We start from the raw sequence: 26,903 nt of genomic DNA, 5'->3' as shown, positions 1-26,903 counted from the left end.
TATTAGGAAATCATTTGACACCAGACGAAATTTAATAAGGAGGAGAGTTTATGTCAGCGAAACCAAAAGGAATTACGTCCTTTAGTAAAGCTGTCAAAACACCAGCATTTATAATTTCAATCATATTTGGTGTGTTATTTGTTTTGGCAGGTATACTTTTACCTGATTTTGATACTTATATTAATAGTGCTTACAATTGGATTATCGAATATCTTGGGTGGTCATTTATTTTAGGTGCTAGTGCTTTTATTATTGTGACCGTCTTCTTAATTTTAAGTCCGTTAGGCGAAATTAAGTTGGGTGAAGATGATGAAAAGCCGATGTATTCCACACCAGCCTGGTTCGCAATGCTATTCAGTGCTGGTATGGGTATTGGTTTACTTTTCTGGGGTGCATCAGAACCGATTAATCACTATGATTGGCCTGCAAGTGGTGGTGAAGGTGGTACAGCCGCGGCCCTTCATGATGCGCTTCAATATTCATTCTTCCACTGGGGCTTACACCCATGGGCGATTTATACAGTTGTGGCATTATCACTAGCGTATTTCTCTTATCGTAAAAACTTACCAATGCTATTGAGCTCAGCGTTAGAGCCATTAATTGGTCGAAACAATTTAAACGGTTTTTGGGGTAACACTGTAAATGTTATTGGTGTTTTCTCAACATTATTCGGTATTTCTACATCACTCGGTTTAGGTGTTATGCAAATCGGTGGTGGTTTTGAGCGACTGTTTGGTATTCCAAATGAGACAGGTCTTTGGATGGTTATTATTGCAGTTGTTACAACGTTAGCCATCCTTTCGACTACAACAGGTATTGATAAAGGAATTAAGTGGCTGAGCCAGGCGAACTTAGGCGTTGCTGGTTTGTTGCTATTGTTCGTGTTTATCTTAGGTCCAACATTATTCATCTTAGAAGCAATGACACAAAGTACAGGTGGTTATTTACAGAACCTATTCTCGATGTCATTTGGAATTGATGCAGCCGGTGAAGGTGCAGAAGGCTGGTATGATGCTTGGACAATATTCTACTGGGCATGGTGGATTGCATGGGCGCCATTCGTTGGTTCCTTTATTGCACGTGTGTCTAGAGGTCGTACGATCCGTAGCTTTGCGATTGGTGTTATGTTAGTACCAACAGCTGTCAGTATTTTCTGGTTCAGTGTCTTTGGTGGTACAGCACTATATAACGAACATTTTACTAATAATAGTATTATGGATGCAGTCATGCAAGATGAGGCACAAGGGTTCTTTGCAATGCTCGAAGGCTTCCCTTTCTCTTCTGTTTTAATTGTGATTGCGATGATCTCGTTAACAGTATTCTTTATTACGTCATCTGACTCCGGTACGTATGTAATCGGTATGTTAACGTCTAAAGGTAACATGAACCCACCAATTGGTTTACGTATTACATGGGGTATTATTGAAGGTTTATTCGCAGCTGTACTATTAGCAGCAGGCGGACTCGAAGCCTTACAAACCGCCTCGTTAATTGGTGGTTTCCCATTCATGATTATTATGTTCTTGATGATGTATAGCTTAATATACGCCCTATATCAAGAGCTCGATGATGGTTCTTTACCACGTGAACGTCAGCGTATTTATCAAGCCCTTGAAGACTTAAGTGATGAAAATAAAGTTGCTGATGACGTCATTACAGACGAAAGCGAACACAATAATAATTAATTTAAACGGTCTTATTAACCTCTCGGCTTTTGCCGAGAGGTTAATTTTTTTGTTTGAGGAGAAAATGGAGCATGTCGAGATGATGACAAAATAAGATCAGAAATGAAAGAAAGTGTCTGTTTGTTATATAATAGAGATAAGTTCAAGATTGTTTGTTGATCACGGTAGATTTTTGTCTATTAACAATATACACTATGACTAGAGATAGACAGCAATTAAGGAAGGTATGAGCGCATTTATGAATATTTTAATTACGGGAGCGACTGGATTTTTAGGGACACAATTAACGCAGAAACTCGTTAATGACAGTCACCATGTCTATTTATTAGTTCGTAACCGAAAAAAACTTGAACCTCTCTATCAATCACTTACAGATGAACAACAAGAATTAGTGCACGTAGTCGAAGGGGATTTATTACAAGCAGAATTAGGCATCACACCTGAACAGAAGACCGCTTTACAGGGACAAATCGATGCGCTATATCACACAGCAGCTTATTTATCCTTTGATGAAGCGGAGCGAGATCTTGTATTTGATATAAATTTATATGGAACTAAACGAGCATTGGCTTTTGCGAAATCGATTGGGGTCAAGACGTTCATCCATGTCAGTACGGCCTATACTCTGGGTGAGGCAACAACAGGTTATGAAAACCTTCATCCAACAGATGGAGCCTTTGTGAATACGTATGAAGAAAGCAAATGTTTCGCCGAGCATGAAGTGATGGCAGAACAAGACAATCTTAAGACAGTGATTGTAAGGCCTGCTATTATTATTGGTAATTCACAATCAGGTGAAGCTGATACAACATTTGGTTTATATGGCATTTTACGAACCGTCTATTTATTGAAAAAGCGAGCTCAACGCAAATCAGATGACCATATTTTCCACTTGTTAATTGAGGAAGATACAGTTTCAAATTTGGTACCTGTCGATTTTGTCATCGATGTACTTCATGCGAGCTTAACGCATGGCCAAGCAGGGACGATTTATCATGCGACAAACCCGAACCCACCTACAAATGGTGAAATATTCACAGCCATTAAAGAAGGAATGGATTTTGATCAAGTCAAGATTGTGTCTTATGACGAAAAAGGTGAATTATCAGAAGAAGAGCAACGTCTTAATCAACCATTAGAAGTGTTTAAGCAATATTTAAATCGATCAATCACATTCGATCGCAAGAATGTTAAAGCCTTATTAAATCAAACGAACCAACAAGATTTAAACATGGATCATGACATGTTACTACGAATTGTTGATGGATTTTTAGAAGAGCAATAAAGTGAAAATGTGTTTGTATTTCATTTTTGGAGGAGAAATGGAATGGAATTTCAAAGGCAGCAAGGATCAAAACCCCTATATCAACAGATTGAAGCCTGGATGACCACACAAATCGAGAATGGAACATGGGAAGGTGGCGATCGCTTGCCATCAGAACAATTTTTGGCTAAAGAAATGGATGTTAGTCGTGGCACGTTAAGAAAAGCCATTCAAAAATTAATGAGGCAGGGACTGTTAGAGCAAAAGCAGGGTAGTGGGACTTATGTTAGGCAACAAAAAATCTCTTATCCCTTTGCGCAAGAATTGCTCTCCTTTGCTGAAGCCATGGAAATGAAAGATTATAATTTTGATACAGACATTATTTCACAAAAAATTGTACAACCTTCAGAATGGGTGCAAAATTATCTTGATATTAGTCTCTATGATCTAGTGTTTTATATTAAACGAGTGAGAAGAATTGACGGTGAGCCAGCATTGATCATAGAAAGTTGGATTGCGGTTGACCGCTGTCCTGGAATTGAACAAGCTAATTTTAATCAAGACGGCCTATTTAATTCAATCGAAATGTATTCAAGTTCGCCAATATCATATGGTGTGCGTAAGTTTGCGGCGAAAGTTCTAAATGCTGAAGAAGCGAAATTACTGCATTTGACGATGGGTGATCCAGCGCTTCATTTGAGTCAGCAAACCTTTAATTCACATGATATCCCTTTGGAGTGCTCACAAATCGTATTAAGATCTGATCAATATGAATTGACATCTGTTTTAAAACGTTAAAAAAGGTCACCTCATCTAAGTTAATTAGACGAGGTGACCTTTTTGTTATGAAGAGTGATTTTGGTTTTTACGTTGTTGGCGTTTCTGGCCGCCTTGTTTGTTGTGTTGTTTATTGCGATTGTTGCGGTTATTACGGTTTTGATTATAGTTTCGGTTGCGATTGCCACCTTTATAATTTTGACCGCGATTACGGTTGTTGTGTTGACCTTTGGCTTTCTTCGCGCGTAATGGTTCAACAGCCGTTAATTTAACCGGCGTTTGGCTTGGTTCTTTTGTAAGAAGTTTAATGGCTGATGCAACAACATCAACGGCTTCTTCTTCTGATAATAGGCGCTTCGCTGCTTCTTGATAGCTTTCGCCTTCATTAGCCCAAATCGCTTGGCGTAACTGTTCAACTGCACCTTCTTGCAGTCCTTCTAACACTGCTTCATAAGATGGAATTGGCTTTTTATCAATCTGACGCTTAGTCAGTTTTTCGATTGATTTCAAATGATCCATTTCACGAGGTGTGACGAATGTATAAGCATTCCCTTTTTCACCTGCGCGTCCTGTACGTCCTATACGGTGAACGTAACTCTCAGGATCTTGTGGTAAGTCAAAATTATAAACGTGTGTCACACCTGAAATATCTAAACCACGTGCAGCAACATCTGTTGCTACGAGGATATCAGTTGCTTGTTCTTTAAACCGACGAATGACTTTTTCACGCTTAGCTTGTTGGATATCACCATGAATCCCTTCTGCTGAATAACCACGTTTCATTAAACCTTCTACGAGTTCATCAACACGTTTCTTCGTACGACCAAAGACAATCGCTAGCTCTGGTGATTCGATGTCTAATGAACGGCATAAGACGTCGAATTTTTGGTTTTCTTTAACGTCGTAATAATACTGGTCAATATGGTCAACGGTTAATTCTTTTGATTTCACGCGTACAATCTCAGGTTGTTGCATGAATTTCTCTGCTAGAAGTTGAATGCGTTTTGGCATTGTGGCTGAGAATAATAATGTTTGGTGTTCAGCTGGGATCTCCGCCAAAATCGCTTCGATATCTTCGATGAAGCCCATATTAAGCATTTCATCAGCTTCGTCAAGAACGGCTGTATGAATGTTTTGTAGTTTAATCGTTTTGCGACGAATATGGTCGAGTAAACGACCAGGTGTAGCTGCAATAATTTGTGGGCGACGTTTTAACGCTTTGATTTGTCGATTAATATCTTGCCCACCATAAACAGGTACTGTTTTAACGCCTTTGTTTTGGCCGATACGATTTAATTCTTCGCCTACTTGGATCGCTAATTCACGAGTTGGCGCAATGACAATACCTTGGATATTTGGATTGTTTGGGTCAATTTTCTGTAGCATTGGTACACCAAATGCCGCTGTTTTACCCGTCCCGGTTTGGGCTTGCCCAATTAAATCCTTTCCTGCGATTGCTGTTGGAATCGCTTCTGCTTGAATAGGCGTTGTTGTTTCAAACCCCATATTCTCAAGGGCTTTAAGCACATCGCTTTCAATGTTCAATTCACTAAATGTTTTCAAACTTGTTCCTCCTAAAATGATTCTTTCTGATTTTATCTTTAACAATAATGTTGATGTCATTTACCATATAGCTTCGTTCATGAGCTAATAATATTTTGTTTATTTAATATTCATTTTATCCGTATACATAAAAAAAGTAGCCCATTGTAAATGAGGAAAAAAAGTGCCTTCCACCATTTATTAGTAGCCACGTAACTTTTCTTCATATCAATAGTTGTTAAGACGATTCATTATAACCCGTATTTTGGAAAAAGTCAATTAGGTTCAACATCCACCTTCTAGCCATCTCAATTTGCACTGCTGTTATTCCATATTTTTGGTATAATAGCATTAAATAAGAGCTTTGTTTTTATTGATTTTGCAGTGGGTTGTTGAATTGTGAGGAGCGAAGGTGGCGACTCCTGCGGGAATAGCACGAGTCTCGAGACCCCAGAGGCCGTGCCTTTTGGCCGAGGAGGCTCGAGCCGTGCCCGCTGAAAGCGTCCACCGATAGCGGATTACAATTCAACAACGGACATTAACAGAGCCAAATTATCCAAAAGGAGATTACATATGCTACAAGTCAACTATTCAGGCAATTTATCTGACGTTCTAACGGAAAGCAAATGGCAAGAGCTCGAATCCATTCATTATAACTTATACGAAAAACAAGGGAAGGGGAATGACTTCCTAGGGTGGTTAGACTGGCCAAGTCGTTCAACAGATGATTGGATTAATCATATTCAACAAACAGCTGAACAAATTCGACAGCAAGCGGACGTGCTGATTGTTATTGGGATTGGTGGATCTTATTTAGGGGCCAAAGCAGTAATTGAAGCATTGAGTCCATACTTTAATAAAGAGCAAGAGTTTGAAGTGATTTTTGCAGGTCAACATGTGAGTGGCGCTTATCTCAAACAACTTATGACATATGTTGAAGACCGTGATGTTGCTTTAAATGTCATTTCAAAATCAGGGACGACAACGGAGCCTGCGCTTGCTTTCCGTTTCCTACAACAATACATGGAAGAGCGTTACGGCGATGAAGCATCAGAAAGAATTTACGTCACGACAGATGCGAATAAAGGCGCTTTACTGGATTTAGCGACTCAAAAAGGTTATCAGCGTTTCGTTGTTCCGGATGATGTGGGTGGTCGCTATTCTGTCATGACAGCCGTTGGATTGCTTCCGATTGCAGCTGCTGGATTTGATATTCGATTACTACTTGAAGGTGGCCAAGCAGCGGAAGTTGAATTAAGTGAATTCAGTCAGGAGAATCCAGCTTTACAATACGCCGCTTTACGTCATCATTTATATGAACAAGGCTACACGAATGAAGTTTTGGCAACATTTGAACCGGTTTTAGCATACGTGCAGGAGTGGTGGAAACAACTCTTTGGCGAAAGTGAAGGGAAAGAGCATAAAGGCATTTTCCCTGTGTCTGTCACGTATACGACTGATTTACACTCTTTAGGTCAGTATATTCAAGACGGAAAACGTCATTTATTTGAAACATTCATGATTGTTGATGAAGTGGATGATGATCTTCAAGTTTTCGAAAAGGAAAATGATGCTGATCAACTCAATTACTTAGCTGGGACATCTCTTCATGAGTTTAATTTAGTGGCTTATCAAGGGACGTCGCAAGCCCATTTATCGGGTGGTGTCCCACAAGTGACTATTCGCATACCTGAACTAGATGAGTATCACTTAGGCTACTTGCTTTATTTTTATATGCTGTCATGTGCCTTTAGCGCTTATCAATTAGAGATAAATCCATTTGATCAGCCAGGTGTCGAAGCATATAAGACGAATATTTTCAAACTGCTAAAGAAACCTGGCTTTGAATCATAAATCTATAGATCTAAGACAAGTGATGCAGCGCCAAGCATGCCTGCATCATTTTCATATTGTGCTGTTTTGACTTCGATCGGGTTTAGTAAATGTTGATTAAGTTGTTCGTGCAAATAGTCGAACCACAAGCTCGCGGATTCGGATACTCCACCACCAATGACAACGGTATCCATATCAAAGATAGCTTGTAAAGAACTAATCACAACTGCTAAGTCGCTCGTATAAGCTTTGACTAGTGCTTCAGCCTGCTCGTCATGTTGAATATTTTCGAAGAACGTTTCAGGTGTATAAGGTAATCCAGCTTCCTCAATGCGACGCTTGAGCGCTGTTCCAGATACATATTGTTCGGCGCAACCTTTACGCCCACAAGGACATGGATGCCCGTGCGGATATAAAATCATATGACCAATTTCAGCCGCACCACCATGAGGACCACCGCTAACGACACAATTGTCTAAAATCACGCCACCGCCTAATCCTGTGCCTAGTGTTAAACAAATTGAGCGTTCTGAAGATTTAGCCGCACCTAAAGTCGCTTCTGCTAGCGCGGCTACATTGGCATCGTTATCAACAGCTACAGGGCGATTGGTAGCTGTCTCGAGTTGGGATTTCACCTCTGTGTTCGACCAACCAGGTAGTAAGTCAGTGGCATAAACGACACGACCACGTTTGGAATCAACAAAACCATGGGTACCAATGCCGATTCGTTCAATTTCGGGATGACTATGTAATAAGTTTAAAATCTCGCGTTCTAATGTTTCGTAAAGTGGGAATGATGTTGGAACTTTCGTATCGAGGTGAACATTAAATTGTTCATCAATCATACCAAAGCGGATTTTCGTCCCACCAATATCAACGCCTAGTACTTTCATGAATCAGACCTCCAGTAGCTTAAGTTTGGTGATGGTTGCGGTTTCATTGCGATTATTATAACACTTAAACTTGAGTTGGCGAAGATTTTTTCGAAAACAGGTAAGGTTATTTAACAATACAGTAGAAAGAAGTAACTGTTTAAAAATTATTTTGAAGATACGAAAAACTTATTTTAACAGTAGTTATATGCACGTGAACTGTCATAGCAACTCTATAAGAATAGGGAAATCCCTTATCATAAAACGTGAACCATATATGTTAAAATGATGAGAAAAGGAGGAGTCGAGATTGACAGGTCCAGCTTTACGAAAACAAGATTCTCATCATGCGATTCATGAAGGTGCTCGAGCAGGTGCGATCGCAAAAACTGAAGAACTCATTGAAACGATTCAAAAAGGTGATCAGAAGGCTACTCACGATGCCGCACTTGACTTGATCGACTTCTGGGAAACTCGCATTATTGCACATGCTGATGCAGAAGAAGAGGAAGGCGGCCTTTACGCTGAAATAGTCAAAGAACAACTTGAACGACAAGAAGACGTGACAAAATTGACGCGTGACCATGACTTATTACGTCAACTCGTTCAACAAATTAAAGACGAGCTAAATGAAAATGGATTTGCCATGTCGATGATTGATCAATTTAATGCACTTGTTGTAATTAACGAGATGCATAGTCGTGATGAAGAAGGGTTGCTACATGAGTAATTTACATTTTTTATATAAATTCCATTGTCATATGGAATGAGTTTTAGAGTATAGGTAAGTATGAAGGTGGCGGGGTTAGTGGAAGATTTTGATTTTCAAGAAACATTAGAACAATTACGTAATCAATTTAGAGTAGATGTAGCTTCTTTGGCATTAGTTATTCCTGAAGAAGATCATGTATTAAAATGGCATTATATGTCAGGTAATCAAAATGAACATTATAAACGAATTGTGTTGCAGTCTGGTCACGGGTTAGCTGGCGAAGTATACCGTACTGGAAAACCTATCATTATGCCATCGGTTAGTGATGTTATTCCACGTTCTGAAAAATACCTCTATCCGATTGTCCAATTCGAAAAATTAGCAAGCTGTTTAGTAATCCCTCTCTTTAAGCGACATAGGGTTGAAGCAGTATTACTACTTGCGACACGGAATACTGGACAGTGTAACGAACAGATGTATGATGATGTGATGGATTGGATCGGAGCACGTTTTGGCCCATTCCATGCAACAGAAATAGAGCCCAAATTATAATTTATTGAAGTGATAAGGGAGTCCCCGGTGAAGTTGAGGGGACTCCCTTATTTATGTATGGACGTCTGGCACATTAAAATAAAGATAGATGAAAATTCAATGTTATTCATTCTAAATTTAATTAAAGAAGGTGCGTTCCATGATTAAAAAAGTACAGTTGCCTCTGCAAACAATGAATCTATTAGTTGGTTTTATGGTTTGGGTTATTATTTCAGCTTTAATCCCTTTTATGCAAGAAGATATTCAAATTGCACCAGAAAGAATATCCTTATTAACAGCAGTTCCGGTTATATTAGGGTCTGTGTTACGAATTCCTCTCGGTTATTATGCCAATTTAATCGGTGCACGGATCACATTTATTGTTAGTTTTATTCTGCTATTATTACCAGTTTTTTACATTAGTGAAGCCTCAAGTTTTACAGACTTACTGATTGGTGGGATTTTCCTCGGGATTGGTGGTGCCATTTTCTCTGTTGGTGTTACCTCACTTCCGAAATACTATGAAAAAGAAAAACATGGTTTAGTAAATGGTATCTACTCTGTCGGTAATGTTGGTACAGCTGTGACAACATTTGCTGCACCCGTTATTGCATCTCAAATTGGTTGGTCAGCAACGGTTAAACTATATTTAGTTTTATTATTAATCTTTGCTGTTCTCAACATTTTTCTAGGGGATCGCAAAGAAGAGAAAGTAAAACAGCCAATTATCTCCCAGATTCAAGGGGTATATAAAAATGAAAAACTTTGGCTGTTCTCATTATTCTATTTCATAACGTTTGGTTCATTTGTAGCCTTTACGGTTTACTTACCCAACTTCTTAGTCACACATTTTGGTTTAGAGAGTGTCGATGCAGGTATGAGAACAGCAGGTTTTATTGTTGTTGCAACGTTTATCAGACCTGTTGGTGGTTGGTTAGGTGACCGTTTCAGTCCACAGCACTTGCTTGTCGGTGTTTTTAGTATCTATACATTTGCGGCTATTTTACTAGCTTTTTCACCATCCATTGAATTATATACGATAGGAACGTTAGCGATAGCAGTTTCAGCAGGTATTGGTAACGGGGTGATTTTCAAGTTAGTTCCAATGTACTTTAGTAAACAAGCTGGTATCGCGAACGGGATCGTTTCGATGATGGGTGGTTTAGGTGGTTTCTTCCCGCCAATTATTCTATCAACTGTTTTTGCGATAACAGGACACTATGCTATTGGGTTTATGTTGTTATCCCAACTTGCTCTAGCAAGTTTAGTGCTTGTTTTCTGGATGATCTTCCAAGGCAAACTTGAGATTCAAACAAGTGTGTTTAACTCAACGAATCAAGGGATCATGGTGACAAAGAAAGATAGTACCATTGTGTCAGTTAACCCAGCCTTTACTCGTTTGACAGGTTACACTGAAGATGAAATTATCGGTGAAACACCAAGTCTGTTAAAATCAGGAGAACAAGATCAATCTTTCTACGATCATATGTGGAGCGTCATCAATGAACAAGGTGAATGGCAAGGTGAAATATGGAATCGTCGTAAGAATGGAGAACTCTATTTAGAATGGTTAACGATTAGCGAAATTCGTGATGATGCAGGTGAGGTAACGCACTATGTCGGAACATTTTCAGATATTACGAACCATCAAGAAGAGAGACGTGAAGCATAAATGACTGATCGTTACGCAAGACAAGCGCGTTTTAAAGAAATTGGCCAATCAGGACAAAATTTAATAAAGGAATCAACAGTTACTATTATTGGTTGTGGAGCGCTCGGGACAGCCCAAGCGGAGATGTTAGTGCGTTCTGGTGTGAAAACGATCCATCTCGTTGACCGTGATGTTGTCGAATGGTCGAATTTACAGCGGCAACAGTTATTTACCGAAGATGATGCGCTTGAGATGGTTCCTAAAGTGATTGCAGCAGAAAAGCGGTTGCACGACATTCGTTCTGATGTGACTCTGCATACTTATCTCGAACATGCTGATGCTGATTTAATAAAACGTTTAGCTGAACAGTCTGATATTCTATTAGATGCAACAGACAATTTTGAAACGCGTTTAGTCATTAATGATGTGTGTCATCAATTAAATAAAGCTTGGGTATATGGCGCTTGTATTGGAAGCACGAGCGTCGTGTTTCCCATTTTACCGGGGGAAACAGCTTGTTTGCGTTGTATTGTTGAGTCAATTCCACTTAATCTAGCGACGTGTGAGAATGCTGGTATTCTTGCTTCGACTGTACAAATCACAGCTTCTAGGCAATGTAATGAAGTGTGGAAATATCTCACGGGTCAACGCGAACAAATGTTAAGAAAACTATGTATTGAAGATGTTTGGGAAATGGACCGACAATTAATAGGGATAAGTAAAGTTAAGCGGGACGACTGCTTAACATGTGGCGAGACACCAAGTTATCCAGCGTTAAAAGAACATGCTGATGTTGCCGTGCTTTGTGGGCGTGATACTGTACAACTTAAACCATCTACATCACGTCATTATAGCTTAGAAGACATTGAATCAAGCCTTAAAGAACAACATTATTCGTATCAAAAAACACCCTTTTTTATACAATTTTACGCAGAGAACCACCGTGTGATGGCTTTTCATAATGGACGGATTTTAGTTCACGAAACAAAAGACGAGAGAGTTGGACGAAAGATTTTTCATCAACTATTTGGCTAAGGAGAATGTGTGATGTTACGTGCAGGTGTGTTAACGATTAGCGATACACGGACAGAAGAAACAGATCGTGGTGGCCATATGGTTAAAGATCGTTTAACCAAAGCAGGACATCAAGTGGAGCATTATTCGATTGTAAAAGATGAGACTGATACCATCCAAGCTGAAATGGATTGGTTAACGAAACAATCTCATTTTGATCTTATTATTACAACGGGTGGGACTGGTATTGCAAGGCGTGATGTGACGTTAGAGGCAGTTGAACCATTTTATGAAAAAACAATTGATGGATTCGGTGAATTATTTCGTTATATGAGTTATGAATACGATGTTGGGACAAAAGCGATGTTAAGCCGGGCATCAGCAGGTACGTGTGGAGAAAAGGTGATTTTTGCATTGCCAGGTTCGGTTAAAGCAGTTGAGCTCGCGATGGACCGTCTCATTATACCTGAGGCTAGTCATTTACACCACGAGCTAACCAAATAATTGGCTTTAGTCACGAACGTAATCACCTGATTGCCCACCGCTTTTAGATGTTAAATAGGTAGGGCCAATGGTCATAGTCTTATCAACGGCTTTGCACATATCGTAAATTGTTAAAGCGGCAACCGAGGCACCCGTCAATGCTTCCATTTCAACTCCTGTTTGGCCAGTTGTTTTAACCGTACAGGTAATGTTGATTTGGTAAGGTGACGATTGTTGATCTGCCCAATCAAATTGAACAGATACTTTAGAAATAGGGATGGCATGGCATAGTGGAATTAAGTTGGATGTTTGTTTAGTCGCTTGAATGCCAGCTATTCGGGCAACGCCAAACACATCACCTTTTTTATTATCGCCACGTTGGATTTGCTCGAATACAGCATCATTAACTTCAATTGAGCTATACGCAGTGGCTTCACGTTTTGTGATGTCTTTGTCCGAAATATCCACCATTACAGCATGACCTTGTTCATCGAAATGAGAAAATTGTTGACTCATATGAGATCATTCCCTTATCAAAATTTTGTTAATTGTAATTATATCATGCGAAAGATTGGAGTTGTAAGCAGTGGTAGAAGAAAGACACCCAATTTCCGTAAATGAAGCGGTGGAAAAGTGCATGCAACATGCTATAACGAATACGGTTGAATCTGTGTCTCTTCACGATGCTAATGGGCGTGTGTTGGCGGAAGACCTTATCGCCACCCATGATGTGCCATACTTTGATCGCTCACCTTATGATGGTTTTGCGATACGTGCTGTTGATAGTTCTGAAGCATCTGAACAACACCCAATCGCTTTTCGAGTCGTTGATGAGATTGGTGCTGGTGATCGTTCAGAAGTGAAGTTAGCCCCATTCGAGGCTGTTCGTATTATGACTGGTGCACGGTTGCCTGAGGGAGCGGACGCGGTGTTGATGCTAGAAAGAACTGAAGAAACGGAAGAAGGTTTTAAGACTTCATCACAACTAAAACCAGGCGACAATTTATCATTAACAGGTGAGGACCTTCGTGAAGGTGAGTTAATTTTGCATAAAGGTGAGACTATCACGCCCGGTGTGATTGCTGTACTAGCGACATTTGGTTATGCTCAAGTATCTGTTTATCGAAAACCTATTATTGGTTTAATTGCAACTGGTTCTGAGTTATTAGATGTTGACGAACCGCTTGATGGGCAACGTATTCGTAATTCAAACGGGCCGATGATTCAAGCTCAAGCCAACCAAATCAACGTTGAGTGTCGTGTCTATCAAGCTACTGAAGATCATTTGTCATCACTGACTCATCATGTGCAACAAGCCTTAAAAGAGGTTGATTGTGTTGTAACAACAGGTGGTGTGTCGGTAGGGGATTTTGATTTATTGCCTGCTGTTTACGAGGCGATTGGAGCAGAAGTATTATTTAATAAAGTAGCCATGCGACCAGGAAGTGTAACAACAGTGGCAGTAAAGGAAGGTCAATTTTTATTCGGTTTATCTGGTAATCCATCTGCTTGTTTTACAGGGTTTGAATTGTTTGCACGCCCTGTTTTAAAAAAGATGATGGGGGACGGAAAGCCTTATCTCCCGCAAAGTACTGCGACATTAGACGAGCCTTTTAAGAAATATAATCCGTTCACACGGTTTGTTCGAGCGATTTATCAGGAAACAGTTCATGGTGGTCGAATTGCGCCAGCTGGTTTTAATAAATCAAATGCTATATCTTCCATTGCAAGGTCGAATGCGATTCTCGTTTTACCCGATGGATCAGAAGGTTGGCAAACTGGGGATAAAGTTACCGTTTTACATACAGACCGTATGCAAGGAGATGCGACATGGACGAATTAAATAATGTTTTACAAATTGTCGGCTTTAAAAATAGCGGAAAAACAACAATCACCAATCTATTAATCGAAGAGACGAAACGCCTTGGCTTAACGGTGAGTGTCATTAAGCATCATGGCCATCAAGCGAAACTCAAAACGCCAGATCCCTCGGTTGATAGTATGCAACATCTAGAGCATGGAGCGGATTGTAGTTTAGTCTATGGAAATGGATTATTACAAATTCATGATAGGCTGGGAGAACAAGATGGCCTAGCTAGTATGTTAGACTATGTACAAAAGTACCCAACAGATATCATATTAATAGAAGGCTATAAAGAAGCACCTTATCCGAAAGTCGTGTTATATCGTGATGAGGAAGATCGCCAAGTGTTACAAGATTTACAACAAATCGAACACATGCAATGGTCACACGCTGAACAATTAGGTGAGACCATGCGAATGTGGTATCGAACATGGTTAGGTGAAAATAATGAAACGGTTTGAAGTTGTAACAGAACCAATTGATCCAGAACGATATCGAGAATATGTTGTCCGTCCTGAAGCGGGAGGAGTGACCGTTTTTACAGGTCATGTCCGTGAATGGACCAAAGGCATACGAACGGTTTATTTATCATTTGAGGCCTACACCTCGATGGCGGAGAAAATGATGGAGCAAATAGGTAGAGAAATAGAAGAGAAATGGCCAGAGACAAGAGTAGCAATGGCGCACCGTATTGGTGAATTGCATATTTCAGACATTGCTGTTGTCATAGCTGTTTCTTCACCACATCGTAAAGCTGCGTATGAAGCTAATGAGTATGCAATTGAACGACTGAAAGAAGATGTTCCTATCTGGAAAAAAGAGCACTGGGAAAATGGTGAGTATTGGGTTGGTCATCAAAACCAGAAGCCAAAAGGGGAGGACATAAATGAATAAAGTGCTATACTTTGCCAATTTGAAAGAAGCAACAGGTCGAAAAGAAGAAGCGATGGACGTAGCGGGAATGACACTAGGTCAGTTAGAAGAAAATCTGGCTGAACGTTATCCGAATATGACGATGACAGGTGTTCGTTTTGCCGTTAACGAGGAATTTGCGCTGCGTGATGAAGTGATTGAAACGCATGATACGATTGCTCTTATTCCACCTGTGAGTGGCGGTTAATGAGTCGTGTTGGAATATTACTAGCTGGTGGAGCTTCCCGTCGTTTCGGTTCACCAAAGGCATTTGCGACAATCAATGGTCAGTATGCTTATGAGCGCGTTTATGCGACGTTACAAGCAATAACGGATCATGTTGTTATTGTAACGCGTGAAGAGTTGATAAATAAGTTTCCAAATCATTATGATGTCATCACAGATGCTACCGATTTCAAAGGAAACGGTCCATTAGCTGGCATATGGACTGCGATGACTGAACATCTTGCTTCTGAGTATATCGTGGCGCCATGCGACATGCCATTATTGAGAGTGTCTTTATATAGGATGTTACAAAGTACTGAAGAAAATGCACCTGTTATTTATGCCCAATATGAAGGGCGTGGCCACCCACTAGTCAGTATTTGGCAGTCACGAACTAAAGTTGAAATTGAACGTCAGCTAGAAATGAACGATTTTCGGGTCTTTGCATTTGTTGAAAAGGTCAAAGGAAAAGCTGTTGACATCCATTCAAGTGATGCCTTTCAGCTCACGAATATGAATACTCCGGAGGATTTAGAAAGGATGATCACGGATGACTAACACAATCGTTGATCAATTTAATCGACCGATGCGCGACTTGCGTATCTCTGTAACAGACCGTTGCCAATTTCGTTGCTCTTATTGCATGCCGAAAGAAGTTTTTGGTGATGACTATCAATTTTTAGAACCTCATCTATTATTATCGTTTGATGAAATTGAGCGGGTTGCCCGTGCTTTTGTCGCATTAGGTGTGCGTAAGATTCGGCTAACGGGTGGTGAGCCTTTAATGCGAAAAGGGTTAGTCGATTTAATTAGACGCTTAAATGATATTGATGGATTAGATGATATTGGGCTAACAACGAATGCTATGCTACTTTATAAGCAACATGCCCAAGCCTTATATGACGCTGGTTTAAAACGACTAAATATTAGTCTGGACGCATTGGATGATTCTCTATTTCGGGAATTAAACGGACGAGGCATCGGACCGCAAAAGATTTTAGAAAACATCGATCACGCTAACGAAATTGGTTTTCATATTAAAATCAATATGGTCGTACAAAAAGGAGTCAACGAGCAAGAGATTGTTCCCATGGCGCAATATTTTAAAGACCGTGGTATGACATTGCGTTTTATTGAATTCATGGATGTGGGCAATGATAATGGCTGGAGCTTTGAAAAGGTCGTGACGAAGAAGGAGATTGTGGACCGTTTAGCGGAACATTTTGATCTGGAGCCTGTTGATAAGGACTATTTTGGTGAGGTAGCGTCACGCTATCGTTATCAAGACACACAACATGACGTTGGCTTTATTACATCAGTTTCAGAATCGTTCTGTTCAAGTTGTACGCGGATTCGCTTATCATCTGATGGTAAACTGTTTAACTGTTTATTCGCTGTATCTGGACGTGACTTACGCGGCCCATTACGGAATGGAATAGATGATGAAGAATTAGCTTCATTAATTAAGAATAACTGGGAAAGCCGAACAGACCGTTATTCTGACGAACGTGTTGAACAACGTAAAAAACGACAAAACAAAAAGATCAACATGAGCTACATTGGTGGATAGGTGATGTTGGATCACGATTTAAAAAGCACTCCAATGCTGTGAAGAGCATTGGAGTGCTTTTATTATGTCTCGATTGTTTCTAGAGCATTCTGGTCTTTAACGTGAATAGTTTTGTTTTCAATTAACTCAATCCAACCGGCTTGTTGAAATTGGCCTAATTTGCGGCTCAATGTTTCAGGAGTTGTTCCAAGAAACGAAGCTAAATCTTTTTTGGATAATTTCAGGTGGATGGTATGGTTTTCTTCGCGTTTTATTTGATTCAATAAATAGTTTGCTAGACGTGTATCAATGTGTTCAGCTGTTAAATCACTTAATTGCTTTTCAGTTGCTTCTAGTCTTAGTGTGTAAGATTTAATCATCTTAAGTCCTATTTTTGGATAATTTTCAATGAACATTTCAAGGCTAGAACGATCGATTACACATATACGTGATGGTTCTAATGCTTCTGCAAAATAATCAGAAGGTGTTCCAGCAAAAAGTGATATGTCGCCTGTGAAGTCACCAGAATAAAGGATGCGAATCACTTGTTCTTTGCCATTTTCAGATAAACGATAAACTTTGACTGCCCCGTTGTACACAATATATAACTGTTCTGATTCATCATCAGGGTGAGTTAGCCATTCACCTTTTTCGTATAAATAATGTTGTGAGGCGCTGGCGATTTTTTTCATTTCATTCATATCTAAATGGTTGAAGATCGGAACACTTTGAATACAAACGTTTTGTCCGCCACAACTGCATGAGATTGTTCTCATCCATCATTCCCCCTCGACTACAACTCTCTTATTTCAGTTTATGACGAAGAAGAATAAACATCAATTAAAATCTCTTCTTAATACTATGATGACCATTCATCGTAAAATAACGTTCTTTATTCCCGATTTTTTCTTCGATTAATTCGTAATTATAGTGTGCAGCGTAAACCACACGATAAAGAGCGAAGCCCGTAATCAATAATTGAAGAACAGCACCCCATATCGAAATACCTAAATTTATTCCCAATATTAACACCACTAGTTGGCCTGCTACAAAGTAAGAATGTCGCAACATGATGAACAAAGCTGTAGCAATGATAGATAAGATCATAAACCAAGTAAATGCAACCATCATTAACACACCTTTCATATTATTAATACTTTATGGTTTTAACTATAACGAGTCAGCGACTAAAAGAAATTGATAAATATCAAGTTTCTAACATTAAATATCTTTGTCACAAATCGTTAACAAACAAAGCGATGATTTTGGCTATTTCTTGATATGAATCAAGGTTTTAAAGTTCGCTGCTATTTATACTGTAATTAGAGAAGGAGGCGAAGTGAGATGCTGTACAATTCGATCTTATTTCTGCACATCTTCTTTGCCATCTTATGGGTGGGAGGCGTGATGTTTATTGGATGGGGAGTTTTCCCGGCAACAAAGAACTTATCTGGTCTAATACGACAGAAAGTGATTAACAACATTATGTCTCACGCCCATCTCCCCCTTGCGTTGTTAGGTTTAGCTGTTATTACAACTGGTGTATTACTAGGTGTTTGGGTAGGACCCATTAATTCGGTTAATAGCTTAATAACAACGAACTATGGTAAGAGATTTATGTTGGCTGGAGTTATAGGTGTTGCGACCTTAGCTTGGGGTACTTGGGTTAGTTATCCGATGATGAAACGAGTACTAGCTGATTCATTTATTTGGCAACAAGCTGAGAAGGGTCACGAGTTATTTATGAACAGGCAGCTATTTAAAGCTCAATTTGTTGCCAGTATAGAAGGGATAGGGTTTATGACATTACTTTATCTTATGGTGTTTTAAGGAGGTGTGAATGGTGCAAGCAGTTTATTTATACCGTCGTCACTGGTTTGGCTTATTTAGACCAATGACACTAATCGCATCAATAGCACCACTTACTGTCGCCACTTATGCAGCAACAGAAGGAGATTTTTCCATACTATTGTTATGGGTGCTACTAGTTATTGGTTTATTGATTCAAGGGTCGATGAATATGTTGAATGACTATTTCGATTTTAAAAAAGGGCAAGATGTTGATCGCTGGAAAGTTTGTCATAAGCGACCGTTGCTAGGCCCTTCACTTGAGCAAATACCATTTGTCGCTTTGGCTTTAACCACTTTAGCTATCAGTTTAACACTCGTTATAGCTGATCATCATTATGGTCTTATTGCTAGTTTAGGCTTACTGGGATTGCTTATAGGTTTCTTTTATTCAGCAACAAACCGTTCATTAGCTGCAATCGGTTTAGGCGAGATCGCAGGGTCAATCAGTTTAGGTCTTTTACCCGTCAGCATTGCCTTTGCTCTATATGTGGATCAGTTCACGATGGATGCAGTATTTATTGCCATACCGTTCATGCTACTTATGGCCACAATGGTTATGGCTAACAATATCCGAGACATTGAGAAAGATGCTGGCTATAGGATGACAATCCCTATGCAATTAGGACGCTATACCAGCGCATGGGTTTACTTAACCATTCTCATCATGCTTTATATGTATATGCCATTAATGGCTGTTTTAAATGTTTTTCCAACTGTGTCACTCTTGATTTTCATTGCGTTGCCAGTCGCTTTAAGGTTAATCAAAAATTTATTAACTGCTAATCAATTTAAAACGATTCAAGCAATGAAACTAGCAGCTTATCATTATTGGGCTTTTGCAATGGCCTGGATGATTGCTCTTATATGGAATTATTAAAGAAATGGGTATCACTTTTGTTAGAAGCAAAAGTTTATTATAAAATGTGAAATTTATCACAAGACGTGGAAGGGAGGGGCTAACATGGCAAATCAACATGAACACAAAACAGAAACATCTTATGACCAAGTAGAAGCAGGTAAAGGTGCGATGTGGGCAAGTTTAGTGTTTGTTGGTCTGTTTATTGTGTTGCTTTGGTTCGGGATTTGGGGATTATATATGATTCGCCTCTAAAAGTTGAAGATGAAAATAATAGGGAGGATTTATGATGCATCGATACGAAAAAATTTGGCTCACCGTTTCTTCTGTTCTTATTATTGGCTTCACGTTAATTGTTGGTTATCAGGCGTTCGCAATGGATTTAGGGCCTCCAAGTGATATGGAAACAATCGATCCTCAAAAGGTAGATTCGACAGCACCGTTTGACGAACCAGGAATCACGCAAATTGGTGATAAGGAATATGAGGTTGTAATGACATTGCAGGCATTTAGTTTTACACCAAGAGATTTAGAATTTCCGGAAGGGTCAACTGTTCATTTCATTATGACTTCAAAAGATGTCGTTCACGGTATGCAAATTGCAGGAACGAACTTTAACGCCATGATCACACCAGGTCATGTGACACGAATGACGCAAACATTTGATGAAGCGGGAGATTTCCTTGTCATCTGTAATGAGTTTTGTGGAACTGGTCACGAGATGATGTCAACGGAAATTAATATTAGATAGGGAGGTGAGGTTATGACTAATCAACAAACTATAGAAGGAATACCGCAAACTGAAAAGGGTCATGTGAAAGATCGTTTGAAAAAGTTTATGGGTGTTCAACGAAAGGATGCAACATTAGCAAAGGCATACATGATTGTCTCATTTGTATCGCTTTTATTGGGTGCCTTATTAGGATTGGTACAAGGGCTCAATCGAGCTGGGTTATTCGAATTACCTTATTGGTTTAATTACTACCAAGTCTTAACATCCCATGGGTTACTGCTCGTGTTGATATTCACATCATTTTTTATGATTGGCTATTTCTACGCGGGAATATCTAACACATTAGATGGTCTGAGTAATGGGGTTAGAAAGTTGGGTTGGTCTGCTTTTTGGACAAAAATAGCAGGTGCATTATTGGCTGTCTCTCAGGTTCTAATAGGTGAAGCAACCGTTTTGTATACTTTCTATCCACCCATGGCAGCATCTGTATGGTTTTATCTCGGATTAACACTAATTGTATTGGGTATTTGGCAAAGTTGTTTTGGAGTATTCATTAGTGCAGCGAAATGGCGTAAGGCGAATAAAGGTCAGCGCTTACCAATACTAGCTTTCTTCGCTGTCGGCGGTTTTGTTCTACTATTCTTTTCAAGTTTGTTTGTAGCCGCTGAAGTTCTGTTTATGATCATACCTTGGACATTAGGTTGGGTCGAAACAATTAATGTCATGGTAGCACGAACTCTATTCTGGGCATTTGGCCATACTTTAGTTAATATTTGGTATTTAACAGCTGTATCTGCTTGGTACGTGATCACACCTAAAATTATCGATGGTCCTCGTTTCAGTGATACGTTAACTCGGGTTGTCGTTGTATTATTAGTCGTCCTTAACATTCCAGGAGGTTTTCACCATCAAATTGTAGACCCAGGGATCTCAGAGCCGATTAAATATATGCACGTTTATATGAGTCTGGTGATTGGTTTCCCATCACTAATGACAGCCTATGCGATGTTCTACATTTTTGAAAAGTCGGGCCGCAAAAAAGGTGCCAAAGGATTGTTTGGATGGTTTAAGAAATTACCTTGGAAAGATGCTCGCTTCCTAGCGTTATTCATCGCAATGGCATCATTTATCGTCGGTGGTGCTGGGGGAATTGCTCAAACGATGCATCAATTAAACCAAGTGGTACACAACTCACTGTGGGTTGTTGGTCACTTCCACGTCACTCTAGGGATGACAGCTGCGATGACGTTTTTCGGTGTATCATATTGGTTAATTCCACACATTTCCGGACGGCAGTTAACACCGAAAATGAATCGATTTGCATGGTGGACGACAATAGTTTGGGCGATCGGAATTTCAATTATGTCACTCGTCATGCACTACGTTGGTTTACTCGGTGCACCAAGACGAACGGCATTCACTGAATATATGGGGAATGCAACAGCCTCTTCATGGGATCCGTATCTACTATTAATAGCGGGTGGCGCAACCATTATGACCATTGGAATTATCATGCAAGTCTACACCGTTTTTCACTTAATGTTCCGTGCGCCAAAAGGAGAAGAAGAATTCCCAATTGGTGAAGCGGAAGAAGGTAATGCAATTAAATTACCTTATTGGACGGAAAGATGGAGTGTATGGATACTGCTCATGTGGGCGACAATCGCAATGGCCTATGTGGTACCGCTCGTAGAAATGATGATAAATGGAGCACCAGGTTCACCGCCACAACGAACGTGGTAAATTTGATTGAAAGGAGGAGAGGATATGTTGAAACGCAAAACGATTATAGCGATTGCCATTGTGTTAGTAGTGAACGTTGGGATCTATTTTGTGGGGACAGATGGATTTACAGCTTTTACAGCTGAAGAAGCACGCACACAGGAATTAACAGATCATCAACCTTTGTTTCCAGAAGTCACTTTGGAAGATTCGCAAGCAAGAACATATCCTTTCTCCGAATTTGAAGGACAATATGTGTTTATGACGTTTTTCTATTCAGCTTGTTCCGATGTTTGTATTGAGTTAGAAGAAAATATGGCAGAGGTATTCGAAGCAACGGAAAATCTTCATGACCAAGTTCAGTTTTTAAGTATTAGTTTTGATCCAGAACGAGATAAGCCAGAGGTTCTTGATAATTACCGCCAATACTTTGGTAGTGATGGGGAAGATTGGCGGATGGCTAGGATAAATAATCAAGACGAATTACAATCATTACTTGATGCCTTTGAAGTCATTGTCATTCCTGATGGAAATGATCATTATACACATAATTCAGCATTCTACCTCGTCAACCCTGATGGTCGTCTGATAGATGTGATGGATTTTAGAGATATAGATGGTGCGGTTGATCGGCTTGAAAATGTGTTAGAAAGCGAGGGAGGCTAATGCAAAGTCTTATCGGATTACTGTTATGGATTTTCTTATTCCTCCCGCCTGTGCGTGACTTTTTAGAATCAATGATGATTTTGCACATGCATATGCAGATGCCACTCATCATTTTAGCCGGGTTTTTGATGGCTAAGCCAATCATTAAACGTTTTTCTAGCTTTTTTGAAAAATGGAATGAAGATGGTTTGCCTGGCATTGTGCTTTTCGTCTTGATTTTAGGTTATTGGATGATTCCACGAACAATGGACGATGCGTTGTTATCGGTTAATGTTGAGTTATTTAAATTTATCAATTTAGCTTTTTTAGCAGGTGTACCATTACGTGATAGCTTTCCAAAACTTTCAACGACGATTAAACATAGTATACTACTTATTCTATTTATTATGGTCACGAGTGTTGGGTCGCTTTATATATTTTCTGATAGCCAGCTTTGTAACAATTACTTGCAAGTTGAGCAGCTGACACTAGGTTGGAGCTTTCTGATTATGGGTTTTGCTATTACTGGCTATTTAGCTTATGTATGGTTATTTGATCCAGATGCTTATGAATAGATGTTGAAGAGAATGTCCATTATGATCATCCAAAATAAAGACTAGAGGTGTTTGACATGTTTGATCGAGATTATAATGAAGATCCGTTTATCGTTATTTGGGAATTAACGCGTGCCTGTCAGCTGAAATGTTTGCATTGCCGAGCAGAAGCTCAGTATCACAGACACCCCTTGGAAATTGATTTTGAAGAAGGTAAGAAACTAATTGATGATATCTATGAGATGAACAATCCGTTACTTGTGTTTACTGGTGGAGATCCACTAGAGCGTCCAGATGTCTTTGATATTGCTGAATATGCTGTTCAAAAAGGTGTGCGCGTGTCGATGACGCCTTCAGCAACACCAAATGTTACAAAAGAAGCCATGCGTAAGGCGAAGGATGTTGGGTTAGCGCGCTGGGCTTTTAGTATTGATGGTCATAACAAAGAAGTACATGACTATTTCCGTGGAACGAATGGTTCATATGATTTAACGATGAATGCTATTTCGTACTTACAAGAATTAGAGATGCCGCTTCAAGTCAACACCGTGATTTCACGGTATAACGTCGATTATTTAGAAGAAATGGCTGACTTAATGGAAGAGTTGGGCTGTGTATTATGGAGTGTGTTCTTTCTTGTCCCAACAGGGCGTGGAAAGGAAAGCGATATGATTTCACCGGCCGAACACGAGAAAGTATTAAGATGGTTGTATGAAAAATCAAAACATGTTTCATTTGATATAAAGACAACTGCTGCACAACATTATCGACGTGTCGTTATTCAAAATAAAATGCGCGAGAATTTAAATGAACACGAACAAATTAATTATGAAGATGCGTTGATGTCAGGTAAAACAGGACAATTGGATGGACTTGGCCGTGCCCCGAAAGGTGTTAATGACGGAAATGGATTTGTGTTCATTTCACACACAGGGGACGTTTACCCGAGTGGCTTATTACCAGTAAAAGCAGGCAATATTCGCATGCAGTCATTAGCAGATATTTACCGACACTCGGATGTATTTAAACAACTGCGTGATCCCGATCAATATAAAGGAAAATGTGGTGTATGTGAATTCCGGTATGTGTGCGGAGGGTCACGTTCTCGAGCTTATAATGTCACAGGAGATTATTTAGAAAGTGAACCGTATTGCGTTTATATTCCAAAAGCCTGGCGAGAAAAAATGAAAGCAGACCGACAAAAGAATAAAAAGTGAATTGTGATGATTGATTTTAGGGTATTGTTCTTAATAAATAAAACACTATGGGAGGTTGTTTTATGAAAACGATAACGAAAGACATGCATGTAGCTGATGTTGTAAAGGAAGTACCGCAGTCGAGTGATGTGTTCCGTCAAAATCGAATTGATTTCTGTTGCGGTGGTAAAATTCCAATTGAAGAAGCGGCAGAGAATAAATTCGTGAATGTTGACGAGCTATTAGCTGAAATAGACAAAATCCAAACATCTAATCAACAATTTGATGGTATCGATCCAGATAAATTAACGGATGAAGAATTAGTGCGCTATATCCAAATGAAACACCACCGATTTTTGCGTGACGAATTACCAGCCCTTGAACCTTACGTAGACCGTGTAGCAAAGGTTCACGGCGATGGTCAACCACACCTATTACAAATTAAAGAAATATTCGATAATCTCAAAGTCAATTTAATGCATCACCAAGATGATGAAGATGAAAATGTCTTTCCGAAAATAATCCGTTTTGAACAAGACCCAAGTGACGAATCACGTAAAGCCTTAAATGAAGAAATGGATCATTTAGTCGATGAACATGATGACGCGGGTCAGGCGTTTAAAACGCTTCGTGACATCACGAACGACTTCACACCACCTGAATCAGCATGTGGCACTTATCGCGTTGTGTATGACCGTCTTCAAATGTTAGAAAAAGACACATTTAATCATATTCATTTAGAAAACCATGTTTTATTCGATCGTGTTCGGTCAAAATTAGCTGATTAATCAATTTAACAAACATCATAGACCGTAAAAAACCATTCCTTTACAATTGGGGATGGTTTTTTGATTTTGAATTAACGAACACAATTGAGTTGAATTTGCAGCCTATTAATCATATTGCTCATGGTATAATGCGGATAGATTTATAGAGGAGAGGTGTGTTTTGGTACGTAAACTATGGTTGGTCATGTGTTTGATTGTACTGATCTTAACAGCTTGTCAAAACACTGATAAGAATGATGAAGACAATTTGACGGTTGCTGTTTCTTCTGGGTTGTACCATCCGATGGAACAATTGATAAATGAGTTTACTCAAAAAACAGATATCGATGTCTCTGTGACGTATGGGGCAACTGAAACGTTAGCGGTTCAACTTAAGCGTGGTGCGCCGTATGACGCTTTTCTAGCAGCTGATTATCAAGTGATGGAGCGATTAGCTGATGACGCGGTTGACATGCCGGAAGAACCAACTTTTGCCTTTGGTCGCTTAGCATTCGTTTATCAGTCTAATTTTGATTTTGAACAATTTCAATCGATTGTGATGGCAAATCCGGAGACAGCCCCTTTTGGTCGCGCAGCTAATGAAGTGTTACAGCATAAATCTTGGTGGGATGAAGAGCAATATTCTATTATATATGGAGCGAATATGCGTGCTACCATTTATCAGATGAAAACAGGAGATATTGATGCGGGTTTGATTTCATTGTCATTTATGAATGATTTGAACTTACCATATGAAGTCATTGAAACCAGTCAACATGAACCAATAAAACATGTGATGGGAAGGGTAATTGATTCAGAGGTTCCAGAAGCCACTATACAAAAATGGTTTGAGTTTTTAAAGAGTAATCAAGCGAAAGAAATTCTACAGGAGAATGGGTTTGATGTGCCATGAATTCAATTGATCTATCAGCATTATGGTTATCATTGCAGGTGGCGTTGTTAGCAACGGTGTTTGCATTTGCAATGGGAACAATTTTAGCGTGGTGGTTTGCGACGTCTAATAGTCGTTTAGCTCGTTTATTATCGATTTTAGTGACTGTTCCTTTGATCCTTCCACCAACAGTTTTAGGTTACTATATACTTGTCATACTTAGTCATCAATCTTGGCTAACAACACTGATTGGAGGACAAATATTATTCACATGGAAAGCTGCTGTGATTGTCGCGACAATCGCTGCATTACCTTTAGTTATTCGTCCGATTCAGGTTGCGTTTGAGTCAATTGATTCAGAGTTACTACGTGCGTCTGAATTAGATGGAGCTAGCAAATGGCAACAGTTATTATGGGTGATTATACCATTATCTTATCGAGGAATTATTGCTGGGGTGACTTTAGGGTTTGCCCGAGCGATGGGAGAATTCGGTGCGACATTAATGGTTGCTGGGAATATACCTGGTGAGACACAAACGTTATCCATAGCGATTTATGATGCGGTGCAAGCGAATCGTATGACTGAAGCTAATATTATGGTCGTACTCCTAACGGTGACCACACTATTATTGCTATGGTTCGCACAGACAAAATCAAGATCAAAACCCTATTAATGTAAATGTTACGAGAAGCCTCAGATCATATCTGGGGCTTATTTTTGTCTTGCAGCAGCTTCATAGTCATTAATCATTTTTTAGAAAAATAGACTTAGA

At 39.5% G+C, this 26,903-nt stretch carries 31 protein-coding genes; 26 read left to right on the top strand and 5 right to left on the bottom strand.

Going from position 1 to position 26,903, the window contains the following annotated elements; all coding sequences use genetic code 11:
* Positions 1–50 precede the first annotated feature (50 nt).
* From J2S77_RS01180 to J2S77_RS01170, 3 genes are all read left to right on the top strand, one after another.
* Positions 51–1,685, top strand: a complete 1,635-nt coding sequence (locus tag J2S77_RS01180; protein WP_306973883.1) for a BCCT family transporter — start codon at positions 51–53, stop codon at positions 1,683–1,685.
* A gap of 238 nt (positions 1,686–1,923) precedes the next feature.
* Complete coding sequence (locus J2S77_RS01175) at positions 1,924–2,970, top strand: SDR family oxidoreductase (RefSeq protein WP_306973881.1); 1,047 nt, start codon at positions 1,924–1,926, stop codon at positions 2,968–2,970.
* A gap of 42 nt (positions 2,971–3,012) precedes the next feature.
* Complete coding sequence (locus tag J2S77_RS01170; protein WP_306973879.1) at positions 3,013–3,747, top strand: GntR family transcriptional regulator; 735 nt, start codon at positions 3,013–3,015, stop codon at positions 3,745–3,747.
* A 45-nt stretch (positions 3,748–3,792) separates the two neighbouring features.
* On the opposite strand, the gene cshA is transcribed toward J2S77_RS01170, so the two are convergent.
* A complete protein-coding gene (gene cshA / locus J2S77_RS01165) occupies positions 3,793–5,232 on the bottom strand; it encodes a degradosome RNA helicase CshA (RefSeq protein ID WP_306974202.1) in 1,440 nt (479 codons plus the stop codon).
* A 609-nt stretch (positions 5,233–5,841) separates the two neighbouring features.
* Here cshA and J2S77_RS01160 point away from each other — a divergent pair.
* A complete protein-coding gene (locus tag J2S77_RS01160) occupies positions 5,842–7,122 on the top strand; it encodes a glucose-6-phosphate isomerase (protein ID WP_306973877.1) in 1,281 nt (426 codons plus the stop codon).
* Between the two features lie 2 nt (positions 7,123–7,124).
* Here the strand turns inward: J2S77_RS01160 and J2S77_RS01155 are convergent, their stop codons facing one another.
* On the bottom strand, positions 7,125–7,994 hold the full coding sequence (locus tag J2S77_RS01155) for an ROK family protein (protein ID WP_306973875.1): 870 nt from the start codon (positions 7,992–7,994) through the stop codon (positions 7,125–7,127).
* A 289-nt stretch (positions 7,995–8,283) separates the two neighbouring features.
* Here J2S77_RS01155 and J2S77_RS01150 point away from each other — a divergent pair, with 289 nt between their 5' ends.
* The 5 genes from J2S77_RS01150 to J2S77_RS01130 all read left to right on the top strand — a co-directional run bounded on the left by J2S77_RS01150 (position 8,284) and on the right by J2S77_RS01130 (position 12,385).
* A complete protein-coding gene (locus J2S77_RS01150; RefSeq protein WP_306973874.1) occupies positions 8,284–8,703 on the top strand; it encodes a hypothetical protein in 420 nt (139 codons plus the stop codon).
* Positions 8,704–8,781: 78 nt separating this feature from the next.
* The gene (locus tag J2S77_RS01145; protein WP_306973872.1) at positions 8,782–9,237 is read left to right on the top strand and encodes a GAF domain-containing protein; all 456 of its coding nucleotides are present in this window, start codon (positions 8,782–8,784) and stop codon (positions 9,235–9,237) included.
* A gap of 139 nt (positions 9,238–9,376) precedes the next feature.
* Positions 9,377–10,888 (top strand): nitrate/nitrite transporter, encoded by a 1,512-nt coding sequence (locus tag J2S77_RS01140; protein ID WP_306973870.1) that lies wholly within the window; start codon positions 9,377–9,379, stop codon positions 10,886–10,888.
* Positions 10,889–11,902 carry a ThiF family adenylyltransferase gene (locus J2S77_RS01135; protein ID WP_306973868.1) on the top strand — a complete coding sequence of 338 codons (1,014 nt, stop codon included), beginning with the start codon at positions 10,889–10,891 and terminating at the stop codon, positions 11,900–11,902.
* 12 nt (positions 11,903–11,914) lie between these two features.
* The gene (locus J2S77_RS01130; RefSeq protein ID WP_306973866.1) at positions 11,915–12,385 is read left to right on the top strand and encodes a MogA/MoaB family molybdenum cofactor biosynthesis protein; all 471 of its coding nucleotides are present in this window, start codon (positions 11,915–11,917) and stop codon (positions 12,383–12,385) included.
* 6 nt (positions 12,386–12,391) lie between these two features.
* On the opposite strand, the gene moaC is transcribed toward J2S77_RS01130, so the two are convergent.
* Positions 12,392–12,880 carry a cyclic pyranopterin monophosphate synthase MoaC gene (moaC, locus tag J2S77_RS01125; RefSeq protein WP_306973863.1) on the bottom strand — a complete coding sequence of 163 codons (489 nt, stop codon included), beginning with the start codon at positions 12,878–12,880 and terminating at the stop codon, positions 12,392–12,394.
* Positions 12,881–12,950: 70 nt separating this feature from the next.
* Between moaC and J2S77_RS01120 the strand changes: the two genes are divergently transcribed.
* Genes J2S77_RS01120 through moaA form a run of 6 tightly spaced genes read left to right on the top strand, consistent with a single transcriptional unit; the run spans position 12,951 to position 16,935 of the window.
* Positions 12,951–14,207, top strand: a complete 1,257-nt coding sequence (locus J2S77_RS01120; protein ID WP_306973861.1) for a molybdopterin molybdotransferase MoeA — start codon at positions 12,951–12,953, stop codon at positions 14,205–14,207.
* The gene (gene mobB, locus J2S77_RS01115; protein WP_306973859.1) at positions 14,195–14,689 is read left to right on the top strand and encodes a molybdopterin-guanine dinucleotide biosynthesis protein B; all 495 of its coding nucleotides are present in this window, start codon (positions 14,195–14,197) and stop codon (positions 14,687–14,689) included. Before J2S77_RS01120 ends, mobB begins: the two co-directional genes overlap by 13 nt.
* Complete coding sequence (locus tag J2S77_RS01110) at positions 14,676–15,122, top strand: molybdenum cofactor biosynthesis protein MoaE (RefSeq protein WP_306973857.1); 447 nt, start codon at positions 14,676–14,678, stop codon at positions 15,120–15,122. The genes mobB and J2S77_RS01110 overlap by 14 nt, the downstream gene beginning before the upstream one ends.
* The gene (gene moaD, locus J2S77_RS01105) at positions 15,115–15,348 is read left to right on the top strand and encodes a molybdopterin converting factor subunit 1 (protein WP_306973855.1); all 234 of its coding nucleotides are present in this window, start codon (positions 15,115–15,117) and stop codon (positions 15,346–15,348) included. Before J2S77_RS01110 ends, moaD begins: the two co-directional genes overlap by 8 nt.
* Positions 15,348–15,923: a molybdenum cofactor guanylyltransferase gene (locus J2S77_RS01100; RefSeq protein WP_306973853.1), complete on the top strand. Its 576-nt coding sequence runs from the start codon at positions 15,348–15,350 to the stop codon at positions 15,921–15,923. Before moaD ends, J2S77_RS01100 begins: the two co-directional genes overlap by 1 nt.
* On the top strand, positions 15,916–16,935 hold the full coding sequence (gene moaA, locus J2S77_RS01095; protein ID WP_306973851.1) for a GTP 3',8-cyclase MoaA: 1,020 nt from the start codon (positions 15,916–15,918) through the stop codon (positions 16,933–16,935). Before J2S77_RS01100 ends, moaA begins: the two co-directional genes overlap by 8 nt.
* 62 nt (positions 16,936–16,997) lie before the next feature.
* On the opposite strand, the gene J2S77_RS01090 is transcribed toward moaA, so the two are convergent.
* On the bottom strand, positions 16,998–17,690 hold the full coding sequence (locus J2S77_RS01090; protein WP_306973850.1) for a Crp/Fnr family transcriptional regulator: 693 nt from the start codon (positions 17,688–17,690) through the stop codon (positions 16,998–17,000).
* A gap of 64 nt (positions 17,691–17,754) precedes the next feature.
* Positions 17,755–18,042, bottom strand: coding sequence for a hypothetical protein (locus J2S77_RS01085; RefSeq protein WP_306973848.1), 288 nt, complete (start codon positions 18,040–18,042; stop codon positions 17,755–17,757).
* Positions 18,043–18,258: 216 nt separating this feature from the next.
* Here J2S77_RS01085 and J2S77_RS01080 point away from each other — a divergent pair, with 216 nt between their 5' ends.
* From J2S77_RS01080 to modB, 11 genes are all read left to right on the top strand, one after another.
* Complete coding sequence (locus tag J2S77_RS01080; RefSeq protein ID WP_306973846.1) at positions 18,259–18,744, top strand: hypothetical protein; 486 nt, start codon at positions 18,259–18,261, stop codon at positions 18,742–18,744.
* A 10-nt stretch (positions 18,745–18,754) separates the two neighbouring features.
* The gene (locus J2S77_RS01075) at positions 18,755–19,642 is read left to right on the top strand and encodes a prenyltransferase (protein ID WP_306973844.1); all 888 of its coding nucleotides are present in this window, start codon (positions 18,755–18,757) and stop codon (positions 19,640–19,642) included.
* A gap of 84 nt (positions 19,643–19,726) precedes the next feature.
* Positions 19,727–19,876, top strand: coding sequence for a cytochrome c oxidase subunit 2A (locus J2S77_RS01070; protein ID WP_306973842.1), 150 nt, complete (start codon positions 19,727–19,729; stop codon positions 19,874–19,876).
* Positions 19,877–19,907: 31 nt separating this feature from the next.
* Positions 19,908–20,372, top strand: coding sequence for a cytochrome c oxidase subunit II (locus J2S77_RS01065; RefSeq protein ID WP_306973841.1), 465 nt, complete (start codon positions 19,908–19,910; stop codon positions 20,370–20,372).
* Between the two features lie 12 nt (positions 20,373–20,384).
* Complete coding sequence (locus J2S77_RS01060; RefSeq protein WP_306973839.1) at positions 20,385–22,097, top strand: cbb3-type cytochrome c oxidase subunit I; 1,713 nt, start codon at positions 20,385–20,387, stop codon at positions 22,095–22,097.
* Between the two features lie 24 nt (positions 22,098–22,121).
* Positions 22,122–22,742 (top strand): SCO family protein, encoded by a 621-nt coding sequence (locus tag J2S77_RS01055; protein WP_306973837.1) that lies wholly within the window; start codon positions 22,122–22,124, stop codon positions 22,740–22,742.
* Positions 22,742–23,296, top strand: coding sequence for a hypothetical protein (locus tag J2S77_RS01050; protein WP_306973835.1), 555 nt, complete (start codon positions 22,742–22,744; stop codon positions 23,294–23,296). Before J2S77_RS01055 ends, J2S77_RS01050 begins: the two co-directional genes overlap by 1 nt.
* Before the next feature lie 56 nt (positions 23,297–23,352).
* The gene (locus J2S77_RS01045; RefSeq protein ID WP_306973833.1) at positions 23,353–24,492 is read left to right on the top strand and encodes a TIGR04053 family radical SAM/SPASM domain-containing protein; all 1,140 of its coding nucleotides are present in this window, start codon (positions 23,353–23,355) and stop codon (positions 24,490–24,492) included.
* A 62-nt stretch (positions 24,493–24,554) separates the two neighbouring features.
* Entirely contained in the window at positions 24,555–25,259 is a 705-nt protein-coding gene (gene ric / locus J2S77_RS01040) for an iron-sulfur cluster repair di-iron protein (protein WP_306973832.1), read from the top strand.
* Positions 25,260–25,419: 160 nt separating this feature from the next.
* The gene (gene modA, locus J2S77_RS01035; protein ID WP_306973830.1) at positions 25,420–26,151 is read left to right on the top strand and encodes a molybdate ABC transporter substrate-binding protein; all 732 of its coding nucleotides are present in this window, start codon (positions 25,420–25,422) and stop codon (positions 26,149–26,151) included.
* Entirely contained in the window at positions 26,148–26,804 is a 657-nt protein-coding gene (gene modB / locus J2S77_RS01030) for a molybdate ABC transporter permease subunit (RefSeq protein ID WP_306973828.1), read from the top strand. The genes modA and modB overlap by 4 nt, the downstream gene beginning before the upstream one ends.
* Positions 26,805–26,903: the final 99 nt, after the last annotated feature.

It is taken from the genome of Alkalibacillus salilacus (assembly GCF_030812915.1).
In the GTDB taxonomy this organism is placed as follows: Bacteria; Bacillota; Bacilli; order Bacillales; family Alkalibacillaceae; genus Alkalibacillus; species Alkalibacillus salilacus.
This window is presented reverse-complemented; position numbering and strand designations above follow the sequence as displayed.

Coding starts and splice junctions, on each gene's coding strand:
- J2S77_RS01180 (WP_306973883.1), top strand. CDS start 51: ATGTCAGCGAAACCAAAAGGAATTACGTCCTTTAGTAAAGCTGTCAAA.
- J2S77_RS01175 (WP_306973881.1), top strand. CDS start 1,924: ATGAATATTTTAATTACGGGAGCGACTGGATTTTTAGGGACACAATTA.
- J2S77_RS01170 (WP_306973879.1), top strand. CDS start 3,013: ATGGAATTTCAAAGGCAGCAAGGATCAAAACCCCTATATCAACAGATT.
- cshA (WP_306974202.1), bottom strand. CDS start 5,232: ATGGGGTTTGAAACAACAACGCCTATTCAAGCAGAAGCGATTCCAACA.
- J2S77_RS01160 (WP_306973877.1), top strand. CDS start 5,842: ATGCTACAAGTCAACTATTCAGGCAATTTATCTGACGTTCTAACGGAA.
- J2S77_RS01155 (WP_306973875.1), bottom strand. CDS start 7,994: ATGAAAGTACTAGGCGTTGATATTGGTGGGACGAAAATCCGCTTTGGT.
- J2S77_RS01140 (WP_306973870.1), top strand. CDS start 9,377: ATGATTAAAAAAGTACAGTTGCCTCTGCAAACAATGAATCTATTAGTT.
- J2S77_RS01135 (WP_306973868.1), top strand. CDS start 10,889: ATGACTGATCGTTACGCAAGACAAGCGCGTTTTAAAGAAATTGGCCAA.
- J2S77_RS01130 (WP_306973866.1), top strand. CDS start 11,915: ATGTTACGTGCAGGTGTGTTAACGATTAGCGATACACGGACAGAAGAA.
- moaC (WP_306973863.1), bottom strand. CDS start 12,880: ATGAGTCAACAATTTTCTCATTTCGATGAACAAGGTCATGCTGTAATG.
- mobB (WP_306973859.1), top strand. CDS start 14,195: ATGGACGAATTAAATAATGTTTTACAAATTGTCGGCTTTAAAAATAGC.
- J2S77_RS01110 (WP_306973857.1), top strand. CDS start 14,676: ATGAAACGGTTTGAAGTTGTAACAGAACCAATTGATCCAGAACGATAT.
- moaD (WP_306973855.1), top strand. CDS start 15,115: ATGAATAAAGTGCTATACTTTGCCAATTTGAAAGAAGCAACAGGTCGA.
- J2S77_RS01100 (WP_306973853.1), top strand. CDS start 15,348: ATGAGTCGTGTTGGAATATTACTAGCTGGTGGAGCTTCCCGTCGTTTC.
- moaA (WP_306973851.1), top strand. CDS start 15,916: ATGACTAACACAATCGTTGATCAATTTAATCGACCGATGCGCGACTTG.
- J2S77_RS01090 (WP_306973850.1), bottom strand. CDS start 17,690: ATGAGAACAATCTCATGCAGTTGTGGCGGACAAAACGTTTGTATTCAA.
- J2S77_RS01085 (WP_306973848.1), bottom strand. CDS start 18,042: ATGGTTGCATTTACTTGGTTTATGATCTTATCTATCATTGCTACAGCT.
- J2S77_RS01080 (WP_306973846.1), top strand. CDS start 18,259: ATGCTGTACAATTCGATCTTATTTCTGCACATCTTCTTTGCCATCTTA.
- J2S77_RS01075 (WP_306973844.1), top strand. CDS start 18,755: ATGGTGCAAGCAGTTTATTTATACCGTCGTCACTGGTTTGGCTTATTT.
- J2S77_RS01070 (WP_306973842.1), top strand. CDS start 19,727: ATGGCAAATCAACATGAACACAAAACAGAAACATCTTATGACCAAGTA.
- J2S77_RS01065 (WP_306973841.1), top strand. CDS start 19,908: ATGATGCATCGATACGAAAAAATTTGGCTCACCGTTTCTTCTGTTCTT.
- J2S77_RS01060 (WP_306973839.1), top strand. CDS start 20,385: ATGACTAATCAACAAACTATAGAAGGAATACCGCAAACTGAAAAGGGT.
- J2S77_RS01055 (WP_306973837.1), top strand. CDS start 22,122: ATGTTGAAACGCAAAACGATTATAGCGATTGCCATTGTGTTAGTAGTG.
- J2S77_RS01050 (WP_306973835.1), top strand. CDS start 22,742: ATGCAAAGTCTTATCGGATTACTGTTATGGATTTTCTTATTCCTCCCG.
- J2S77_RS01045 (WP_306973833.1), top strand. CDS start 23,353: ATGTTTGATCGAGATTATAATGAAGATCCGTTTATCGTTATTTGGGAA.
- ric (WP_306973832.1), top strand. CDS start 24,555: ATGAAAACGATAACGAAAGACATGCATGTAGCTGATGTTGTAAAGGAA.
- modB (WP_306973828.1), top strand. CDS start 26,148: ATGAATTCAATTGATCTATCAGCATTATGGTTATCATTGCAGGTGGCG.